The organism is Pseudodesulfovibrio hydrargyri, from assembly GCF_001874525.1.
Classification (GTDB): domain Bacteria; phylum Desulfobacterota; class Desulfovibrionia; order Desulfovibrionales; family Desulfovibrionaceae; genus Pseudodesulfovibrio; species Pseudodesulfovibrio hydrargyri.
This window is the reverse complement of record NZ_LKAQ01000004.1, coordinates 377,959-396,009: the sequence shown is the minus strand read 5'-3', so window position 1 is coordinate 396,009 and position 18,051 is coordinate 377,959. Positions and strand designations below refer to the sequence as shown.

The 18,051-nt window shown below is 64.2% G+C and carries 20 protein-coding genes; 11 read left to right on the top strand and 9 right to left on the bottom strand.

Annotation, left to right across the window (positions count from 1 at the left end; genetic code table 11):
- The first annotated feature begins 305 nt into the window (after positions 1–305).
- The 3 genes from BerOc1_RS06290 (at position 306) to BerOc1_RS19235 (ending at position 2,592) form a co-directional block, all read left to right on the top strand.
- Positions 306–962, top strand: a complete 657-nt coding sequence (locus tag BerOc1_RS06290) for a CBS domain-containing protein (RefSeq protein WP_071544878.1) — start codon at positions 306–308, stop codon at positions 960–962.
- A 391-nt stretch (positions 963–1,353) separates the two neighbouring features.
- Positions 1,354–2,325 carry a phenylacetate--CoA ligase family protein gene (locus tag BerOc1_RS06285; RefSeq protein ID WP_242652891.1) on the top strand — a complete coding sequence of 324 codons (972 nt, stop codon included), beginning with the start codon at positions 1,354–1,356 and terminating at the stop codon, positions 2,323–2,325.
- 111 nt (positions 2,326–2,436) lie between these two features.
- Complete coding sequence (locus BerOc1_RS19235) at positions 2,437–2,592, top strand: hypothetical protein (protein WP_242652889.1); 156 nt, start codon at positions 2,437–2,439, stop codon at positions 2,590–2,592.
- Between the two features lie 450 nt (positions 2,593–3,042).
- Here the strand turns inward: BerOc1_RS19235 and BerOc1_RS06280 are convergent, their stop codons facing one another.
- Both BerOc1_RS06280 and BerOc1_RS19230 read right to left on the bottom strand, forming a co-directional pair.
- Positions 3,043–3,363 (bottom strand): IscA/HesB family protein, encoded by a 321-nt coding sequence (locus BerOc1_RS06280; RefSeq protein ID WP_071544877.1) that lies wholly within the window; start codon positions 3,361–3,363, stop codon positions 3,043–3,045.
- A gap of 433 nt (positions 3,364–3,796) precedes the next feature.
- On the bottom strand, positions 3,797–4,141 hold the full coding sequence (locus tag BerOc1_RS19230; RefSeq protein ID WP_084641167.1) for an IscA/HesB family protein: 345 nt from the start codon (positions 4,139–4,141) through the stop codon (positions 3,797–3,799).
- Between the two features lie 162 nt (positions 4,142–4,303).
- Here BerOc1_RS19230 and pyrR point away from each other — a divergent pair, with 162 nt between their 5' ends.
- From pyrR to BerOc1_RS06255, 4 genes are all read left to right on the top strand, one after another.
- Positions 4,304–4,846, top strand: coding sequence for a bifunctional pyr operon transcriptional regulator/uracil phosphoribosyltransferase PyrR (gene pyrR / locus BerOc1_RS06270; protein WP_071547029.1), 543 nt, complete (start codon positions 4,304–4,306; stop codon positions 4,844–4,846).
- Between the two features lie 2 nt (positions 4,847–4,848).
- The gene (gene thrB, locus BerOc1_RS06265; RefSeq protein ID WP_071544876.1) at positions 4,849–5,385 is read left to right on the top strand and encodes a homoserine kinase; all 537 of its coding nucleotides are present in this window, start codon (positions 4,849–4,851) and stop codon (positions 5,383–5,385) included.
- On the top strand, positions 5,382–5,984 hold the full coding sequence (locus BerOc1_RS06260; protein WP_071544875.1) for a hypothetical protein: 603 nt from the start codon (positions 5,382–5,384) through the stop codon (positions 5,982–5,984). The genes thrB and BerOc1_RS06260 overlap by 4 nt, the downstream gene beginning before the upstream one ends.
- Positions 5,985–6,079: 95 nt before the next feature.
- Complete coding sequence (locus tag BerOc1_RS06255) at positions 6,080–6,331, top strand: sunset domain-containing protein (protein ID WP_071544874.1); 252 nt, start codon at positions 6,080–6,082, stop codon at positions 6,329–6,331.
- 3 nt (positions 6,332–6,334) lie between these two features.
- On the opposite strand, the gene BerOc1_RS06250 is transcribed toward BerOc1_RS06255, so the two are convergent.
- Both BerOc1_RS06250 and BerOc1_RS06245 read right to left on the bottom strand, forming a co-directional pair.
- A complete protein-coding gene (locus BerOc1_RS06250; protein WP_071544873.1) occupies positions 6,335–6,691 on the bottom strand; it encodes a hypothetical protein in 357 nt (118 codons plus the stop codon).
- A gap of 319 nt (positions 6,692–7,010) precedes the next feature.
- Positions 7,011–7,838, bottom strand: coding sequence for a WcbI family polysaccharide biosynthesis putative acetyltransferase (locus BerOc1_RS06245; RefSeq protein WP_071544872.1), 828 nt, complete (start codon positions 7,836–7,838; stop codon positions 7,011–7,013).
- A gap of 149 nt (positions 7,839–7,987) precedes the next feature.
- Here BerOc1_RS06245 and cobT point away from each other — a divergent pair, with 149 nt between their 5' ends.
- The gene (gene cobT / locus BerOc1_RS06240) at positions 7,988–9,055 is read left to right on the top strand and encodes a nicotinate-nucleotide--dimethylbenzimidazole phosphoribosyltransferase (protein WP_071544871.1); all 1,068 of its coding nucleotides are present in this window, start codon (positions 7,988–7,990) and stop codon (positions 9,053–9,055) included.
- Between the two features lie 320 nt (positions 9,056–9,375).
- On the opposite strand, the gene BerOc1_RS19225 is transcribed toward cobT, so the two are convergent.
- From BerOc1_RS19225 to BerOc1_RS06225, 3 genes are read right to left on the bottom strand one after another with little or no spacing between them, the layout of a single operon-like run.
- Positions 9,376–9,711 (bottom strand): hypothetical protein, encoded by a 336-nt coding sequence (locus BerOc1_RS19225; RefSeq protein ID WP_242652887.1) that lies wholly within the window; start codon positions 9,709–9,711, stop codon positions 9,376–9,378.
- 43 nt (positions 9,712–9,754) lie between these two features.
- Complete coding sequence (gene hemC, locus BerOc1_RS06230; protein WP_084641164.1) at positions 9,755–10,687, bottom strand: hydroxymethylbilane synthase; 933 nt, start codon at positions 10,685–10,687, stop codon at positions 9,755–9,757.
- A 49-nt stretch (positions 10,688–10,736) separates the two neighbouring features.
- Complete coding sequence (locus BerOc1_RS06225; RefSeq protein ID WP_071547028.1) at positions 10,737–10,982, bottom strand: FmdB family zinc ribbon protein; 246 nt, start codon at positions 10,980–10,982, stop codon at positions 10,737–10,739.
- 239 nt (positions 10,983–11,221) lie between these two features.
- Between BerOc1_RS06225 and BerOc1_RS06220 the strand changes: the two genes are divergently transcribed.
- Entirely contained in the window at positions 11,222–12,166 is a 945-nt protein-coding gene (locus BerOc1_RS06220; RefSeq protein ID WP_071544868.1) for a tetratricopeptide repeat protein, read from the top strand.
- A gap of 297 nt (positions 12,167–12,463) precedes the next feature.
- The gene (locus BerOc1_RS06215; RefSeq protein WP_165610793.1) at positions 12,464–13,528 is read left to right on the top strand and encodes a linear amide C-N hydrolase; all 1,065 of its coding nucleotides are present in this window, start codon (positions 12,464–12,466) and stop codon (positions 13,526–13,528) included.
- A 77-nt stretch (positions 13,529–13,605) separates the two neighbouring features.
- Here BerOc1_RS06215 and lon read toward each other — a convergent pair whose 3' ends face one another.
- Entirely contained in the window at positions 13,606–16,122 is a 2,517-nt protein-coding gene (gene lon / locus BerOc1_RS06210; RefSeq protein WP_071544867.1) for an endopeptidase La, read from the bottom strand.
- A 238-nt stretch (positions 16,123–16,360) separates the two neighbouring features.
- Positions 16,361–17,128: a MipA/OmpV family protein gene (locus BerOc1_RS06205; protein ID WP_084641158.1), complete on the bottom strand. Its 768-nt coding sequence runs from the start codon at positions 17,126–17,128 to the stop codon at positions 16,361–16,363.
- A 299-nt stretch (positions 17,129–17,427) separates the two neighbouring features.
- On the opposite strand from BerOc1_RS06205, the gene BerOc1_RS06200 reads away from it, so the two are divergent.
- Positions 17,428–18,000 (top strand): TetR/AcrR family transcriptional regulator, encoded by a 573-nt coding sequence (locus tag BerOc1_RS06200; RefSeq protein ID WP_071544866.1) that lies wholly within the window; start codon positions 17,428–17,430, stop codon positions 17,998–18,000.
- Positions 18,001–18,051 lie beyond the last annotated feature (51 nt).

Genomic DNA, 18,051 nt, shown 5'->3' with positions numbered 1-18,051 from the left:
GCCGGGTTTCCCCCGTAAAATAATGCCTTGAAAGCGGAAAAAGTCAAGAACCGAAGCGGACTGGTCCGGCCGTTGCCCTCCCGGAGCGGATTCCCGGCCCCTGTCAGTTGGGCGGGAAAGTGTTACCCGGACAAACGTTTGGGCGTCGGCCTGCCGCTGGAAAACGGGCCTTCGGGGACAAGGCCCGGGGGCCGCGCCGCGTACGGTTGGAATTGCGCCGCCCAATGAAAACGTGTATCCAACCGGAACGAATCCATGCCATTTACAGAACCCAGAGCACGCGCTGCCCTGCCAAGGAGGAATACATGTACGTCGGACTGAAGATGCTTCGCGACTTCGTCAAGGTCACCCCCCAGACGCTGGTCAAGGACGCCCAGAAACAGCTTGAGGACAACAAGCTCTGGATGCTCCTGGTGGTGGACGACGAGGGCAGGCTGGTCGGCTACGTGCGCAAGGAAGACATCTCGGCCGCCTTGCCCAGCATCATGACTTCCCTGGAAAAACACGAGATCAACTACCTGATGAGCAAGCTCACGGTGGAGAAGATCTACCGCACGGACATCAAGACCGTGGCTCCGGAGACCGAGATCGAGGGCGCGGCCGACATGATGTACGAGATGAACCTGGCCGGCCTGGCCGTGGTCGGCGAGACCGGCGAGCTCATCGGCTACATCAACCGCAACGTCATGCTCGACGTCCTGGCCGAGGAGATGGGATACCGCGAGGGCGGCAGCCGCCTGACGCTTGAGGTGGAGGACCGTTCCGGCGTGCTCTACGAGGTCGCCGGGGTTATCGCCAACATGAAGATCTCGATCATCTCCACCGGCACCTTCTTTTACAGCGGACGCCGCATCGTGGTCGTGCGCATGGATACCGAAGACCCGTCCTCGGTCGCGGCCGCGCTTGAGGACCGGGGCTACAAACTGGTCGCTCCAGAGGATTTCGCCGAGGCATGGGCATAGGCCCGGCCGCTTATCCGGCAACATAGCATATACCCGGACGGCGTGAATCCGCCGACGGGCCGTACGGACGCCGCGAGGACCCGAAGGGTCCGGGACCATAATGGAACGATTATGGCCTGTCGCGGCGTCCGCGACGTTGCGTCCGCCTTCACATACATCGCCGTGCCCGTGGGCGTGTCTTTTCCCATGAAACATGGCGGCATCGCGTTCCGTTCTTCCTGCCCCGCGCATAAGCCCACACTTTCTCCCGTCCTGGAAAGAGGGGGGAGGGGAGAGTTGTGGCAAAAAAACGGCATCTGTCGTAGGCTCCAATACAAAAGGGTCGGCAGGTTCCTCCGCCCTGGGCGGAGCGGTGACGACGACCGGGACGGGCTTCCGGAGGCATGCATCCATGTACTACACCGAGTATGAGACGGAGCCGCGCGACAAGCGGATGAAGCGCAAATGGAAGGGCGTGAAGGAGGTGCTCCTGGCGGCCGAGCGGGCCTCGGGCGAGTTTCAGGCGCGCTTGCGGGACCTGGGGGCGTGCGCCAGGGATTTCAAGGACTGGGACGACTACGCCAGGATACCGCCCCTGCGCAGGCGGGACATCGTCAAATGGCAGCAAGAGCACGGCATCGGCTGGTTCCTGGCCGCCAGGTCGGGCGAACTGTCGCGCATCTACCGGTCGCCCGGGCCGATCTATGCTCCCGAGGGGCGCGGACCGGACTACTGGGCGTGGTCCGAGGGTTTCTTCGCCGCCGGGTTCCGGCCCGGCGACCTGGCCCAGATGACCTTCTCCTACCACATGGCCCCGGCCGGGCTGATGTTCGAGGAGCCTCTGCGGGACATAGGCTGCGCGGTCATTCCGGCCGGTCCGGACAACACGGAAAAACAGATCGAGTTTCTGGCCGAACTGCCGGTTAACGCCTTCGTCGGCATGGCCAGCCACCTCAAGGCCATCGGCGAGAAGGCCCGGGCCATGGGGCTCGACCCGCTGGAGGATTTTCATCTGGAAAAGGCGTACGTAGCGGCCGAGCCGCTGCCCGAATCCCTGCGCGCCGAAGTGGAGGAGATGTTCGGCATCTCCGTGCGCCAGGGGTACGGCACGGCCGACGTGGGCTGCATCGCCTACGAGTGCCGGGAGCTGGGCGGTATGCATCTGTCCAACTACCGCCACGTGGAGATCTGCGACCCGGTCACCGGTCTGCCCGTGCCCGACGGCGAAGTGGGCGAGGTGGTGGTCACCCCGTTCTTCACCGACTACCCGCTGGTCCGGCTGGCTACGGGCGACCTGTCGTCCATGGACCTGAGCCGGTGCGCGTGCGGGCGCACGGCCAGAAAGCTTTCTGGATGGAAAGGCAGGGCCGACGATATGGTCTAGGTCAAGGGCCGGGCCATCCACCCGGGCCAGGCCGGCACGGCTTTTTCGGGATTTTCGGCCATTTCCGGCTGGCAGATTCGTGTAAAACATGTTAGTGGCAGGGACGTACTCGTGGTGGTGGCCGAAACGGCCCAGCCTTTCGATACGGAAAGTTTCAAGGTCGGCTTCCAGGCCTTGATGAAATTGCGACCAATCGCCGAGACCTGCGCCCCCGGCACCCTGCCGGATGATGCGCCCCGTCTCGTCGATGAGAGAAAGTTCGATTAAACCCGGCTGTCAGGGCCGGGATTGCGGTCCTAATCGAATGGGCGGTGCCAAGCGAGCACCGCCCTTTTTTTGGTGTCCCCGAGCGCGGCTTGCTCTCCCAAGCCTGATGCCGAGGGGCGCGGGAGGGCATCCCCGTGACCGAAGTGCCCTGTGCGGAATTGCGTGCGGGGGGTGAGAGCCGCTGTTCGGGTGCAGGGGCACCCGAAGGCGCTCCAAGGGGGAGGACGGTTCTATCCGTTTGGGTGGTCTAAGGGACCGATTGGTTGCATTTCCCGAACGCGGGCGGTCCTGACGCTCTCTGCCTGATTTCCATGGCGGGAGACGGGCTGGGCCGCGAAAAGAGTTGAGCGCGCGAGGCGCAAGAAAAAAGGCCCGGGACCGAAGCGTATCTCGATACGCGAGGGTCCGGGCCTTTTTGCTGCAGCGAAGCGGATCGCCGCTTGTCGTCGGCTAGCAGCCGCAGGAGCCGGTGCCGCAGGAGGAGCACCCGCAGCCTCCGCCGCCCATCTCGTTCTCGGAAGAGACCTGGAAGCCGTAGGGGGTCATGTCGATGGACACGGCACCCGAGGCCTGGGCCAGTTCCTCGTTGATCAGAAAGGTGAAGTCTCCCTGGTCAAAGGATTTGTCGCCGTCGCGCAGCTCGTCCAGGGCCAGGGACAGGCGGGGCCCGGCGCAACCGCCGTCGGCCAGGTGCACGCGGATGGGCTGTACGTCCTTGTCCGCAAAATATTTGGTCAGTTCGTTCTGGGCCGATTCGGTAACAGTGATCATAATTACTCTCCTGGATTGGTTTCGTTCTCCAAAACAATAAGGATCATCTATCCGATGTAAAGGGAAAAACGATCACCGCTCTCGGCAAAACAGTCCAATGCGATGGAATCACAGGTGAAAAAATCTGATCCGAGCCCCCCGGGGGTACCCGCAATCCCTGCCGGGTCCCGCTCCTTCGGCGGCAGGTGGGCGGACGCAGGCATGGAGGCGCCTGCCCGATTCATATATAAAGAGGCAGAACCCGAGCGGGATTTCACCGCAACGCCATGGCGGCAGACGGGTGGGAGGCGGCGAGCCGCGAGGCGCAAAAAAGGCCCGGACCCTCGCGAATTGGGATACGCGTCGGTCCGGGCCTTTTGCGGCTCACCTAGGATATTGTACGGCTCGAAGATTCGCCTACAATTCCAGCGAAGCGGATCGCCGCTGTCGTCGGCTAGCAGCCGCAGCCGCCGGAGCCGGCGGAACCGCAGGAACCGGCCGAGGAGCAGTCGCAGCTGGAGCCGCCTCCGCCCACGGGGTTCTCGGATTCCACGACGAATCCGTAATAGGTCATGTCGATCTTGATGTTGCCGGCCTGGGCCAGCAGGTCCTTTTCCACGAGGAAGGTGAATCCACCGGCCTCGGACACGTCATCCTTATCGTTAGGCTCATCCAGAGCCAGGGTCAGGCGCGGGCCCGCTCAACCGCCGGCCGCGAGATACACGCGGACCGGGGACGTTTCCTTGTCCTGGAAGTAGCCTTCCAGCTGCTTCTGGGCAGCTTCGGTGACTTCGATCATTATAATGCCTCCTAATTTGGGTCGGGAGAAGAAGAGGTAAGATCAATAACACCCTTTGTCAAATCGAAAGAAGGCGCAGGCCGGGGGCGGAGTTGACCACCCCTTGGCGATGGGCTAATTTCCTATGTTCCTTCAACCGCTAAGCCATGCGAGGCCGAGATGATGAAAGACTGCGGCACCATATTGTCCGACAAGGAGATGAGCCGGACCCTGGAGCGGCTGGCCGTCGAGATTTACGAGCGCCGGGGCGACGACGAGTCCCTGGCCATTCTGGGCATCCAGCGCCGGGGCGCGGACCTGGCCGAGCGGCTGAAACTGCTCCTGGACGAGCGCCTGGGCCGCAAGGTCCCGCTGGGCAAGCTCGACATCAACCTGTACCGCGACGACTGGACCACCAACCTGGAGCTGGCCCCGACCATCAACTGTTCGGAGATCGGCTTCGAGGTGGAGGGCAAATCCATCGTGCTGGTGGACGACGTGCTCTATTCCGGCCGCACGGTGCGCGCCGCGCTGGAGGCCATCCTCGACTACGGCCGCCCCAAACGGGTGGAGCTGCTTGTCCTGGTGGACCGGGGCCACCGCGAGCTGCCCATTCAGGCGGACTACGTGGGCAAGAAGCTGGACACCCTGGGCGACGAGCACGTCAACGTGCTGGTCAACGAGCGCGACGGCGAGGACCGGGTCTGCCTGGTCCGGGGCGAGTAGGCATGGCCTTCACGCCGATCAAGCGGGAAGCGGTCAGCCAGCCGTGCGTCACCCTGGTGGGCATGGCCGGGGCGGGCAAGTCCACCCTGGGCGGGCTGCTGGCCAAACGGCTCGGCTGGGGCCAGCTGGACACGGACCGCTACATGGAGTCCTATTACGGACTGAGCCTCCAGGCGATCATGGACACCTACGGGCTGGACGATTTCCTGCGCATCGAGGAGGGGCTGGTCTCGGATTTGAACCTGACGCGCACGGTCATCTCCACGGGCGGCTCGGTCATCTACGGCCCCAGGGCCGTGAAGCGGCTCAAGCGACTCGGCCCGGTGGTCCTGCTGGACATCGACGAGGCCACCTTCATCGAGCGCGTGGGCGACGGCGAGAACCGGGGGCTGGCCATCGGCCCGGGCAAGACCATGCGCGACCTTTACAGCGAGCGGTTGCCGTTGTACCGCGAGGCCGCCGACCTGACGGTCCGCACGGACCAGTGCGCGCCCGACGAGTGCGTGGACATCATCCTTCAACACCTCGACATCGCATGAACAAACTGACCCCCAAGGCCGCCTTCCGCAAGTTGGCCGCCATATACGACAAGATGGTCGCCCGCTACGACGAGGCGGCCGGCCCCATCGGCATGACCTGCGAGGGCTGCACCGACAATTGTTGCCTGTCCTTTTTTCAGCACCACACCTATGTGGAGTGGGCCTACATGTGGGAGGGCTTGAACAAGCTCCCGGCCGACCGGCTCGAAGAGATCAAGGACCGGGCGCGCGACTACGTGGCCCAGGCCCAGGCAGCCCTGTCGCGCGGCGAGCGCCCGCATGTCATGTGCCCGCTGAACATCGACGAGAAGCAGGGCGTCTGCGGCCTGTACGAGCACCGGCTGATGATCTGCCGCATGCATGGCGTGCCCAACCTGCTGACCCGCCACACGGGCCAGGAGGTCCGCTTCCCGGGCTGCTACCGCTGCCAGGAATTGACCGAGGGCATGGAGGACGTGCCCACCGTGGACCGCACTCCCATGTACAAGGACTTGGTCTTGCTCGAGATGCAGTTCGTGGGCAAGAACCTGCGCGCGCTCCCCAAGGTGGACCACACCATCGCCGAGATGATCGTGCTCGGCCCGCCGAGACTGAAATAGCATAGGGAAGAAGCGCAAAAAGGCCGCCGGAAGCAGTTCCGGCGGCCTTTTTGCGCGGTCTGGATTTTTCCTCTTTCCGGGAGTAGGAGGGAGGCATGAAAAAGCTGTATGTCTGTGCGCTCTTTCTGCTCCTGCTGGCCGCAGGGTCGGCGGCCGGTGAACGGTCAGCGGTCCGGGGCGAACCGCTGACCGTGGCCGCGGCCGAATATCACGGCAACCGCAATTCGCACATCTTTCACCGGCCGGGCTGCCGCTACTACAACTGTAAGAACTGCGTGGTGTACTTCGCCACGCGGCAGGCGGCCCTGAAGGCCGGGTTCCGACCATGCAAGATTTGCAAGCCGTAGTCCCTAGACCGACAGCGCGAACCCCGCCTTGGCAAAGGTGAACTGGCCCGCCTGGAGCAGGGATATCTCGTTTTCGCGGGCCGATATCTGCATGTGCTTTTCGTGGTCGGGCAGGGCCGAGCCCCAGATCTGGGCGATCTCGGCGCGGACGGTGTTGATGCGCGCCTCCAGCCGCTCCAGGGTGAAGGTCCCGTTCTTGATCGGCTCGATGGCCGCCTCGCGGAAGGCCTTGACCGCCTCCTCGGAGATGTCCACGACGTCGCCGGGCCAGTGCATGGCCCGCTCCCGCGCGTCCTCCTCGGGCAGCGGCCCGAAGACCGATCCGCCCTCGACCTGTGTGGTGTCCATTCGTATGTACATGACCTTCCTCCGTGATGGTCGCGTACACTCCCTATCGGACACCCCTTAATAAAACTTAATAATCGATCCCTGCGCCGCAGGCGCAAAAAAGGGATGCAAGGGTGCGAACCCTATCGCTGCTGTCGCCATATCTAAGGCTCGAAGAATCGCCAAGATCTGCCGCTGCCCGCCGACAAATCCGCAGGACAGCGGATTTGGACGCCGGGTTTCCCGGCGCCCCGAAGGGGTGAGCCCCAGGACGGGGCGAATCAAGGCGAAATCACCAAAATGCCGCGAAGCGGCTTTCCTAGCCTGATTTGATGTCGTCAGAAAGTGGGCGCTACCCCTCGGCCCCTTGCAGGAACCCGATGAAGTCGGTCACGCCGTGCTGGCGGGCGTGGACGTAGTTGGCGGTCCAGGCGGCGAAGGACAGCTTGCGGCCGTAGACCTCGTAGCGGCGGTCCGGCCCGGCGAAGTCCCAGCCGAAGAAGGCGGCCACGGACGGGTGGATGGGCTGCTCGAAGTCCGGGAACGGGTCGCCCAGCGCGGACAGGGCGGCCTCGTCCGGCCCGGGCAGGCCGAGTTCGCGCAGCACGCCGCGCGCGGCGTGGTCCATGAGCGGCGCGCCCGGATGGTTGACCGTGTTGAACAGCGGTTCCAGGCCGTGGCGCTCCTCGATGAGGGCCATGTATTTGACCGGGGTGTGCGCCTCCCGCTCGCGCTCGCGTTGCAGGGTGGCCCGCATGAGCGCCTCCAGGTCGAGCTTGGCGGCCAGGTCGGCGCGCAGGTAGAGCAGGATGATCTCGTCCGTGGACAACCCGGCGTCGATGTAGCCGTCGAGCAGCTCGCAGCGGTAGTCGAACCCAGCCCGGCCCGACCAGGTGGGCCAGTACCCCTTGAAGAACATGTTCGGGATGCACAGGGTCCGGGCGTGGTCCGGCAGTTTGCCCATGAGCGATGCCGAGGCCAGCTCGCCCCAGTTGGGGCCCAGGTGCTGGTACAGGAACAGGTCGCAACGGGCCAGGTCCGCCTCCGGGACAGGTTCGCGCACGTAGTTGGTGTACAGGCGGCACTCGTACCGGTCGCGGAACGCGGGGCAGCGGTTCAGCCGCTTGAGCAGCGGCTCGCCCTGGCAGTTGGCGTGGATGAGACAGCGTTCCCGGTTCATGGCCCTATCCTGATTGCGAAGAAAATTGGCAAGTGTTTCCGTGCGTATAGCACGGGAAGCCCGCTGCCGCAACGACCTTGCCGGGTTTACATTCCCCGGGCTCGCGGTGTATGCCTCCCGGACCGAAAATCATCAGTAAGGAACGCACAATGGAAACAGCATTCAAGCGCATACTCGACGAAATTTCCCCTGTGGACCGTACGCCCGAGGCCGAGGGCCAGGCCCATCTCGACAACCTGACCAAGCCCGTGGGCAGCCTCGGCCGCCTCGAGGCGCTGGCCCTGCAGCTTTTCCTCATCCAGGGCGGGAAGCCGCCCCAGGCCGACCCCATGCGGATATACACCGTGGCCGGGGATCACGGCGTCAACGCCGAGGGCGTGTCGCCCTATCCCCAGGAGGTCACCCGCCAGATGGTCCTCAATTTCCTGGCCGACGGCGCGGGCATCAACGTCCTGGCCAAGACCGTGGGGGCCGAGCTCTTCGTGGTGGACGCGGGCTGCTGCGGCGGGACGTTCGACGAGCACCCGGCCCTGATCCAGGCCAAGGTCGCGCCCGGCACGGCCAACCTGGCCGAGGGTCCGGCCATGACCCGCGAACAATGCCTGGAGGCGCTCATGCTCGGCGTGTCCCTGGCCGACCGCGCCCACAAGGACGGCGTCAAGGTGCTCGGCACCGGCGAGATGGGCATCTCCAACACCACGCCGTCCACGGCCCTGTACGCCGCGCACCTCGGCCTCGATCCCGCCGGGCTGACCGGTCCGGGCGCGGGGTTGCCCGAAGGCAGCCTGGCGGCCAAGACCGCCGTCATCCGGCGCGGCCTTGAGGCCAACAACCAGGTTGTCGAGTCCGGCGATCCCGTCGATATCCTCGCCGCGCTGGGCGGCCTGGAGATCGCCGCCCTGGCCGGGCTGATCCTGGGCGGGGCCAAAAACCGCCAGCTCGTCTGCGTGGACGGTTTCATCTCCACCGCCGCCTACCTGGCCGCCTGGAAGATCCACCCCGCGGTCAAGGACTACTGCCTGCTCAGTCACGCCTCGGCCGAACCCGGTTACAGCGCCGTGGTCCAGGCCATGGGGCTCACTCCCTACCTCCACCTCGGCTTCCGCCTCGGCGAAGGCACCGGCGCGGCCTGCGCCATGTTCCTCGTCCGCGCCGCCGCCAACATTTATAACCAGATGGCCACCTTCGCCTCCGCCGGCGTGTCGGAAAGCAGGTAGCCTCCGGCGGCCGGGGGAAGGGGAAGGAAAACCCTTTGAAAAGGGCTTTTCCTTCCCCTTCCCCCGGACCCCCATCCCCATCCTTTCCTAAACTTTTTCTATCCGCTTCGCGGGGCGGGAGCGCAACAAAAAAGGCCCCCCGACTTAGCGGGGAGGTATCCATTCTTGATTTCCTGGAGCGATTCGGGTGCACGGCATCCGACAGCGGCTCAGTCCCCCGCGCTCGGAAGCCGCCCGCCACTTCGCCAACTCACCCGAAAAGTAAGGGCCGATCAGATTGCTGATCGGCCCTTACTTTTCGGGTGAGTTGGCGCGCACGTCTAAGCATCCCCCAAGTCTGTGGATACCGCCTGGACGAGATCGCCCTTGGCGTTGTAGGTGCCCGTGGACTGGACCTTGACGAGTTCACGCGCCATTTCGGGATTCTCCAGCACCTCGCGCTGGAGACGAACCTTGCGGATCGACTTGATCTGCTCGGCCATGTTGGAACCTTGTACTTCAAAACCGGCAACTTCCATGATTCGTACCTCCTTCCATGGAGTGTTGAACATATTCCTTGCCGTCTTGATCGGTAAATATTGAGAAACCTTTAGGGGGCGGATCGGACCGCGCGGCTGGCGCTCGCCCAACAACTTTATTTTGCTGATCTTTTTCATATAAAGAAATGTATAGTTCCGCCGGAGGGGCAGGCCGGTCGGGCTACTTGGTTTCCCGGGCGTAGACCGCGTCGAGGATGGCCTTGCCGCCCGCTTCCAGGACCTGTCCGGCCAGGATCATGCCCAGGTCCCAGGCGTGCTCGACGCTGCCCTCGACCATGCGACGGATGGGCTTGGACCCGTCCACGTCGGCCACGAAGCCGGTCAGGCGGAGGTGCTCGCCGTCGATCTCGGACCAGGCCGCGATAGGCACCTGGCAGCCGCCGTCCAGCCCGGTCAGGAAGCCGCGTTCGGCCAGGACCTGGTGCCGGGTGTGCTCGTGGTCCAGGAAGGCGAGCAGGTCGCGCACTTCCCGGTTCTCGGAGTGGAATTCGATGCCCAGCGCGCCCTGGGCCACGGCGGGCAGGAAGTCCGGGGGGCCGAGGATTTCCATGTGCGGGGCCTCCATGCCCAGCCGCTTCAATCCGGCGGTGGCCAGGACGATGGCGTCGAACTCGCCGTCGAGCAGCTTCTGCACCCGGGTGCCGACGTTGCCGCGCAGGGACTCGATGCGCAGGTCCGGCCGCAGCGCCTTGAGCTGGGACTGGCGGCGCAGGGAAGAGGTTCCGACCAGCGCGCCCTGGGGCAGTTCCTCGAGCCCGGCGTATTTGACCGAGCACAGGGTGTCGGTGGACGCCTCGCGCTCCGGGATGATGCCGACCTCCAGGCCGTCGGGCAGCTCGGTGGGCACGTCCTTCATGGAGTGGACCGCCAACTGGGCGCGGCCGTCCAGCAGCGCCTCCTCGATTTCCTTGACGAACAGCCCCTTGCCGCCGACCTTGGCCAGCGGCACGTCCAGGATCTTGTCGCCCTTGGTCTTGATCTTGAGCAGGTCCACGGTCAGGCCGGGGTGTTCGGCCTCGAGCAGGTCCTTGATATGGTTGGCCTGCCACAGGGCCAGGGCCGAGCCTCGGGTGGCGATGGTGAGCTTGTTCATGCGGATTCCTATGGTGTGACTTCCACCGTGTGAAGAGGGCGCTCGGGGGTTAGCCGCAGCTGGAGCAGTTGCCGCCGGAACAGCCCGCGCAGCCGGACGAGGGCGCGCTGGGCGCCGGGCTCGAATCGCCGCCCGCGTCGGGCGAGAAGCCGCCGACCTTGGAGCGGACCGCGCTCATGAGCTTGCCGGTCTTCCCGGACTGGCATTTGGGGCAGGGGGGGCATTCGTCGCGGTCGAAGACGAGTTCCTCGAATTCGTTGCCGCATGCATTGCACTTGTATTCGAAAATGGGCATGTCGTGCTCCGAAACGGTGTTGTGATGGGCCGGGCGCTCCCGGCAGAGGGTTTCCATAGCTGAAAAGGACCGGACTGGCAACGTCGCCCCCGGCCCGGACATAAGGTAAGTCCGAACGCCGCCGTGTCCACCCCTGTCCGCCAAATCCGTGCTTTACACCGCCCCCCGCGCCCGGCTAAGGAAAAGCATGAGTACAAGCGGGGCGCTCCGGCTCCGCCCAAAGCCGCAGCCGAGGGTCCATGAACGACGATTTCTTTGCCCTGCATCTTGATAACGGAGAGGAGTCCCTGGCCGGGCCGTCCGGCCGGGTCTTCATGGCGGGCGGCCTGGTCCGCTGCGTCTTTTCCGCCGCCACCCCGGTGAAGATGGGCATGGGCGCGAACAGCCGCACCCACGAGAGCCTGACCTTTCGCTTCGTGGAGCAGACCGGCAAGGACGACTTCGTCAGCCGCCTGCTCGGCGACCGCCACCTACCCATCGGCGAGGCCGAACTGATCTCCCTGGACGACCTGGTCGCGGAGTACTCGCCCGAACTGGCCTACTATGAGGAGCACGTCATTCCGGCCATGCTCGAGCGCGGCACCCCGGAGGACGCCCCGGCCTCGACCATCGACGGCCGCGTGTTCAACGGCCTGTTCGGCCTGGGACTGGTCTACCTGGAGCAGGGCGAGCCCGTCCGGGCCGCCGCCCTGTTCAACGACCTCGCCCGCAGCGGGGCCCACTTCGAGGGCCGTGACCAGTTCCTGTTCAACGACCTGGGAATCGTCCTGCGCAAATGCGGCCTGTTCGACCTGGCCATCGCCTTCTTCCTGCGCGCCCTGGAATACGTTAAGGACGACGAGAACCTCTTCTACAACCTGGCCCGCGCCCACTACGAGAACAAGGACTGGACCCGCTCCCTGGACTACCTGATCCAGTCCCACAAGTTCAATCCCGGCCTGACCGTGACCAACGACCTGCTTGAACTCATGGTCGGCCTGGAGGCGGACGAGCGGCTGCTGGCCCGCTACGACAAGCCGCCCGTGCCGCCCGCCGTGGCCGCCCGCGCCCGGCAGATCCTGGCCGCCGGGTCCGGCAGGCTCAAGCTCGACGACACCCTCGTCGGCCGCCCCGTGGAACCCGGCCGCGCCCGGTCCGGCGGCATCGGCTACGTGCAGTTCAAACGCCATGGGAGCGACGATTAGTCCTATAGAATCAGGGCGTGAAGACCGCTTCGAGGGTTGTCGGGCGCCCGTCCCCGGACATTCCCGTCCAGAGAGTAAAAAGAGGCTCCCGCTCAAAAAATGGGCGGGAGCTTTTTTGCGTTCCTGTCCGGCGAAATGCCGGAAGAAGAGGAGAGCACGACGCGGTGTCAAGTTGGGTATTATGTTATTTACGACTCGACACCCCATGCGGGGGAGGGGTATTCATGGCGCATATCGACCGTCCTGTCCGGTGGGCGGGACCTACCCTATTCACAAGGAGTTTTTATGCTATACCGTATGCTTATCATATTGTTTGCCCTGTTGCTGGTGGCCGCGCCCGCCATGGCCTGCACGGATTTCGTGGTCAAGGCCGGGGACGGGACCATCGTGGGCGGGCGGTCCATGGACTTCGGCATCGACGACCAGGCCAAGGTGACCGTCTACCCCCGGGGGAAACAGTGGTCTTCGGAAGCGCCCGGCAAGAAGCAGGGGATGCGCTGGCGGCAGCACAACGGGTTTGTGGCCTTTTCCGTCCTGGGCCTTGAGGCGTCCACCGACGGCATGAACGAGAAAGGATTGGCCGCCAAGGTGCTGTGGCTCCCGTCGGTCGGCTACCAGGCCGTGCCCAAGGGGAGCGAGGCCAAGGCCCTGGAGGTGACCCTGGTGCCCGACTGGATTCTCGGCACCTTCGAGACCGTGGCCGAGGTCAAGAAGGCGTTGCCCGGCGTGTTCGTCTGGGGCAAGGAACTGGCCGGGCTGGGCGGCATCCCGGTGCTGCATCTGGCCGTGCACGACGCGCAGGGCAACAGCATGGTGGCCGAGTGGATCGACGGCAAGCTGAACGTCTACGACAACCCGCTGGGCGTGATGACCAACGAGCCGCCCCTGCCGGGCCATTGGGCCAACATGCGCAACTATGTCAACCTTTCCAACAGGATACATCCAGCGCTTGAGCTGAATGGCGTGACCTTCAAGGGCACGGGCAACGGCTCGGGCCTGTTCGGCCTGCCCGGCGACTGCACGCCCCCGTCCCGGTTCGTGCGCGCCGCCGTGCTCGGCAATTTCGCCTACCAGCCGAAAAACGCCGAAGAAGCCGTGGTCTTCGCCCGGCACCTGCTCAACCAGGTGGACGTCATGAAGGGCGTCAGCCGGGACAAGACCCCTCAGGGCGAAGTGGCCGACTACACCCAGTGGACGGCCATCGAGGACCTGACCAACCGGGTGCTCTACTTCGCCGACTACGGCGACCAGACCCTGCGGGCCATCGACCTCAAGAAGCTCGACTTCACCCGCTCGGACTACGCGCCCATCCCGGTGTCCATGCCGTCGGGCAACGCCGTCAAGGACGTGACCCCGCGCTAGGCGAAGGCGATCCGCGAAAAGAAACAAGGCCCGGACCAACATGGTCCGGGCCTTTTTCACGGGTATCGGTATGTCGGCTACTTGGCCCTTGCCAGCGGCCAGATCTCGTCCACCTTTTCGATGGTTTTGATGGTGATGCGCCTGCGCAGCTCGTCCGGGATCTCGGCCAGGTCCTTCTTGTTCTGGGCCGGGATGAGGACCTTCTTCATGCCGCGCGACACGGCGGCCAGGATCTTCTCCTTGATGCCGCCCACGGGCAGCACGCGGCCGCGCAGGGATATCTCGCCGGTCATGGCCAGGTCCGGGGAGACCGGGGTGTCGGTCAGGGCGGAGATGAGCGCGGTGACCAGGGTGACGCCTGCGGACGGGCCGTCCTTGGGCGTGGCTCCGGCCGGGACGTGCACGTGGATGTCGCGGTTGTCCGCGAAGTTCGGGTCGATGCCGTAGAGGTCGGCCCTGGCGCGGGCGATGGACAGGGCGGCCTGGGCCGACTCCTTCATCACGTCGCCGAGCTTGCCGGTCAGGGTCAGCTTGCCCTTGCCCGGCATGGTGGTCACCTCGATGTGCAGTATCTCGCCGCCCACCGGGGTCCAGGCCAACCCCACGGCCACGCCCGGAGGCAGGGTCGGCTCCTTTTCGTCGTCCAGAAAACGCGGCGGCCCGAGCAGCTTGTACAGGTTGCCCACCGTGATCTTGAACGGCCCCTTTTCGCCTTCGGCCTTCTTGCGGGCCATCTTGCGGCACAGGGTGCCGATCTCGCGTTCCACGTTGCGCAGGCCCGCCTCGCGGGTGTACTCGCGGACCACCTTGGAGACCAGCTTGTCGGAGATGACCAGCTCGTCGTCGTTCAGGCCGTTCTCACTGATCTGGCGCGGGATGATGTAGCGCCGGGTGATGACCGTCTTTTCCTGCTCGGTGTAGCCGGGAATGCGGATGACCTCCATGCGGTCCATGAGCGGGCCGGGGATGGAGTCGAGCATGTTGGCCGTGCACACGAACATGACCTTGGACAGGTCAAACGGCACGTTCAGGTAGTGGTCCGTGAACGAGAAGTTCTGTTCCGGGTCGAGCACCTCGAGCAGGGCCGAGGACGGGTCGCCCCGAAAGTCCGAGCCGAGCTTGTCGATCTCGTCGAGCATGATCACCGGGTTGCGCGTGCCGCATTGCTTGATGGCCTGGATGATCCGGCCGGGCATGGCCCCGATGTAGGTCCGCCGGTGGCCGCGAATCTCGGCCTCGTCGCGCATGCCGCCGAGCGACATGCGGTGGAACTTGCGCCCCAGCGAGCGGGCGATGGACCGTCCGAGCGAGGTCTTGCCCACGCCCGGAGGCCCCACGAAACAGAGGATCGGGCCCTTCATCTTGGGGTTGAGCTTGCGCACGCTCAGGTATTCGAGGATGCGCTCCTTGACCTTTTCCAGGTCGTAGTGGTCGGCGTTGAGAATTTCCTCGGCCTTCTTGATGTCCAGCCGGTCGCGGGAGAGCTTCTTCCACGGCAGGTCGATCATCCAGTCGAGATAGGTGCGGATGACCGTGGCCTCGCTCGACTCGGCGTGCATGGACTCCAGCCTCCGCAGCTGCTTGAACGCCTCCTTCATGACCTCCTTGGGCATGCCGGACGCGGTCAGCCCCTTGCGCAGCTCCTCCATCTCCTCGGACTCGTCGCCCTCGTCGCCGAGCTCGCGCTTGATGGCCTTGATCTGCTCGCGCAGGTAGAAGTCGCGCTGGGCCTTGTCCATGCCTTCCTTGGCCATGGTCTGGATCTTGTTCTGCATGGAGGCCACCTCGACCTCCTTGAGCAGCTGCTCGTTGACCAGCTCCAGCCGCCGGAACGGCTCGACGCACTCCAGGATCTTCTGGGCCGCGTCCACCTTCATGCGCAGGTTGGAGGCGATCAGGTCGGCCAGCCTGCCCGGATCGGACACGCTGTTGAGCACGGACATGATGTCCGCGCTGGAGATGCCGCGCAGGGTCAGGATGCGCTCGGACTGCTCGCGCGAGGAGCGCACCAGGGCCTCCTGCTCGGGCGAGAGCGGCCCGGCCTCGGGCTCGATGATCGGGGACAGCTCCGCGATGTGGTACGGGTCGTTGGACGTGAAGCGTTTGACCTTGGCGCGGGCCAGCCCCTGGACCAGAACCTTGAGGCGGCCGTCGGGCATCTTCAGCATGCGCATGATCATGCCCACCGTGCCGGTCATGTACAGGTCGTCCGGGGTCGGGTCCTCCACGCCCTCGTCCTTCTGGGTCAGGATGAGGATGTAGCGGTCGCCCGCCAGGGCCGCGTCCACGGCCTGGACCGACTTGTCGCGGCCCACGAAGAGCGGCAGGATCATGTAGTTGAAGACCACGATGTCGCGCACGGCCAGCACGGGCAGCACCTGCGGGATGTCCGCCGGGTTGTGCCCGGACATGTCCTCGCCGTCGCCGAACAGGGACGCGCCCGGCCCGGCGGTCAGGGCTTCGATGATCTCGGGCAGCTCCTCGCCGTCCTTGCCGTCGTCGGTCGTTTCCGGGGTCTTATCGATCTCGACATCCGACTTCGGCCGCTTGATGCGCGAAGGACGGATGGGGGTGTTCTTTTTTTTCTGGCTCAAGTGGGTATCCTCTGATTTGTGTGCAAACAGATGGTGTTACCCTACATATATCGTCAGATCGAGTTGGCAAGTCCATTATTATGGTAAATTGTTATTCTCGAAGAGGCCTCCGGCGGCCGGTGGACCGCCCCGATTCCCGCCAGGGAACCCTTTAAAAAGGGTTCCCTGGGCCATCCAATTTTTGCGTGCCTTCGGTAGGGGCGTGCGAACGCGCGGAGCCGATTGCACGGCTAAGCGCTCAGAATGAATAGCTGAGCCCGAAGGCGAAGGAATAGGTCGCGTCCTTGTCGACCATGGGGCTGTCGGTGATTTCCTCGCTCAATTTTTTGATTCTGGTGCTCAGGCTGATGTCGATGTCCCGGGTGAGGCCGCATTTCAGGCCGAGTCCCACATAGGGGGAGAACCCGCTCCCGGCGGAGTATTCCCGCATGCCGCTTTTGCTCGACTCCCCGGAGTCCACTCCATAGTAATAGTCGTTGTAGTTTTCGCTGGTCCACTCGACCCCGGCGAACGGCTTGATCCTGAGGAAAGAGAGGCTGAACGGATAGGCGTAGGAGGCATCGGCGACAAAGCCGTTGTTGTTGTCGAGCACGTCGGCGGAGAGGGCCAGCTTGGTCTGGCCCCAGTCGCCCCGCAGGCTGTATGCGGCCCCGACCATCATGGTCGAATCGCGGTCGTCAAGCAGGCGCATCCGCCTGTCGTCGTTCTCACTGGCGTCGAAGCTCTGCGACAGGTAGGACACGTTCACGGACAACTCGTTGGTCGGGTCCTTGTAAAGGAACGCTCCGGCCGTCAGGCCGTGCACGAAGAGATACTCCCCCTCGTAGTTCAGGAGCGGAACCGGCGAGACCTTGGCGTCCTCACCCTTGTATTCCGACGTGGAAATCTTCACCCCGGCACCGAGGCTCAGGTCGTAACCCTTGTCCCCGTCATCCGCCAGGGCGAGGGCGGGGCAGAAGGCCATGCTGGCGAGCAGGAGCAACAGGATTTTATTTGTGCGGATCATTGCAACCTCGTGATGAGTTTGAGTTGTTGTAATCGTATGATTACTTATTGGGTGCGAATTCCCTATGGGAAATCGGCCGCCCAGCGGGGCGGACCCGAAACCGTCGACGCGTCAAAGTATGTATACAGGTGATTACTTTTGCGGGACAAAAAAGGGTGGATCACCCCCCCCCGTTGTTTGCCGTCGGGAGTCCGACTCGGACGGCCCGAGGAAGGCTTCCCAGCTATGTAATCAATTGACTACATCTTACTAATGTGGCAATGTCGCTCCTGTCAAGCTCGTTGTAAGGAAAGCCACCCATGCCGACAGCCAAGGAAAAAAATGTTCAGGCTCAGCCCTCCGGGCAATATCCGCGCAACGCGGCCGAAACGAGGCAGCGCATCCTCGCGGCCGCGCGAACACTGTTCTCGCAGGACATCTATAAAAACGTCGGGACGCGCGATATCGCCGCTGCGGCGGGGGTGAACCTCACGCTGATCAACCGCTATTTCGGTTCGAAGAAACAGTTGTTCAGCGAAGTCATCCTTTCCATGAAAAACTTCAAACTGGCATCCGATCCCAAGCAACTCGAACGGGAGGTCCTGGCGGACCTGCTGGCCGAGGAGGACAACCCGAGAAAGCAGAAGCTGCGGCTGCTGCTCCTGGGGGCCATGGACTCCGAGGTGTCGGACGTTGTCACGGAATTTTTCCGGCGGAGAAAAGGGCGGGTGCTCGGGACGCGGGAAGACGGCCACGAGACCCGGGCCTTTCTGCAACTCGCCTCGCTGGTCGGCATCTCACTGACCTTTTTCCTCCTCCCCGAAGAGGATCGCGCCCGTCTGGACAAGGACTTCATCCTGGACCACTTCGTCAAGTCGCTCGAGGAGGGGTAGTCGGGGAGGCCAAGCGCCTACATTGGGCGGACGTCTTGGATGCGGCCGGCC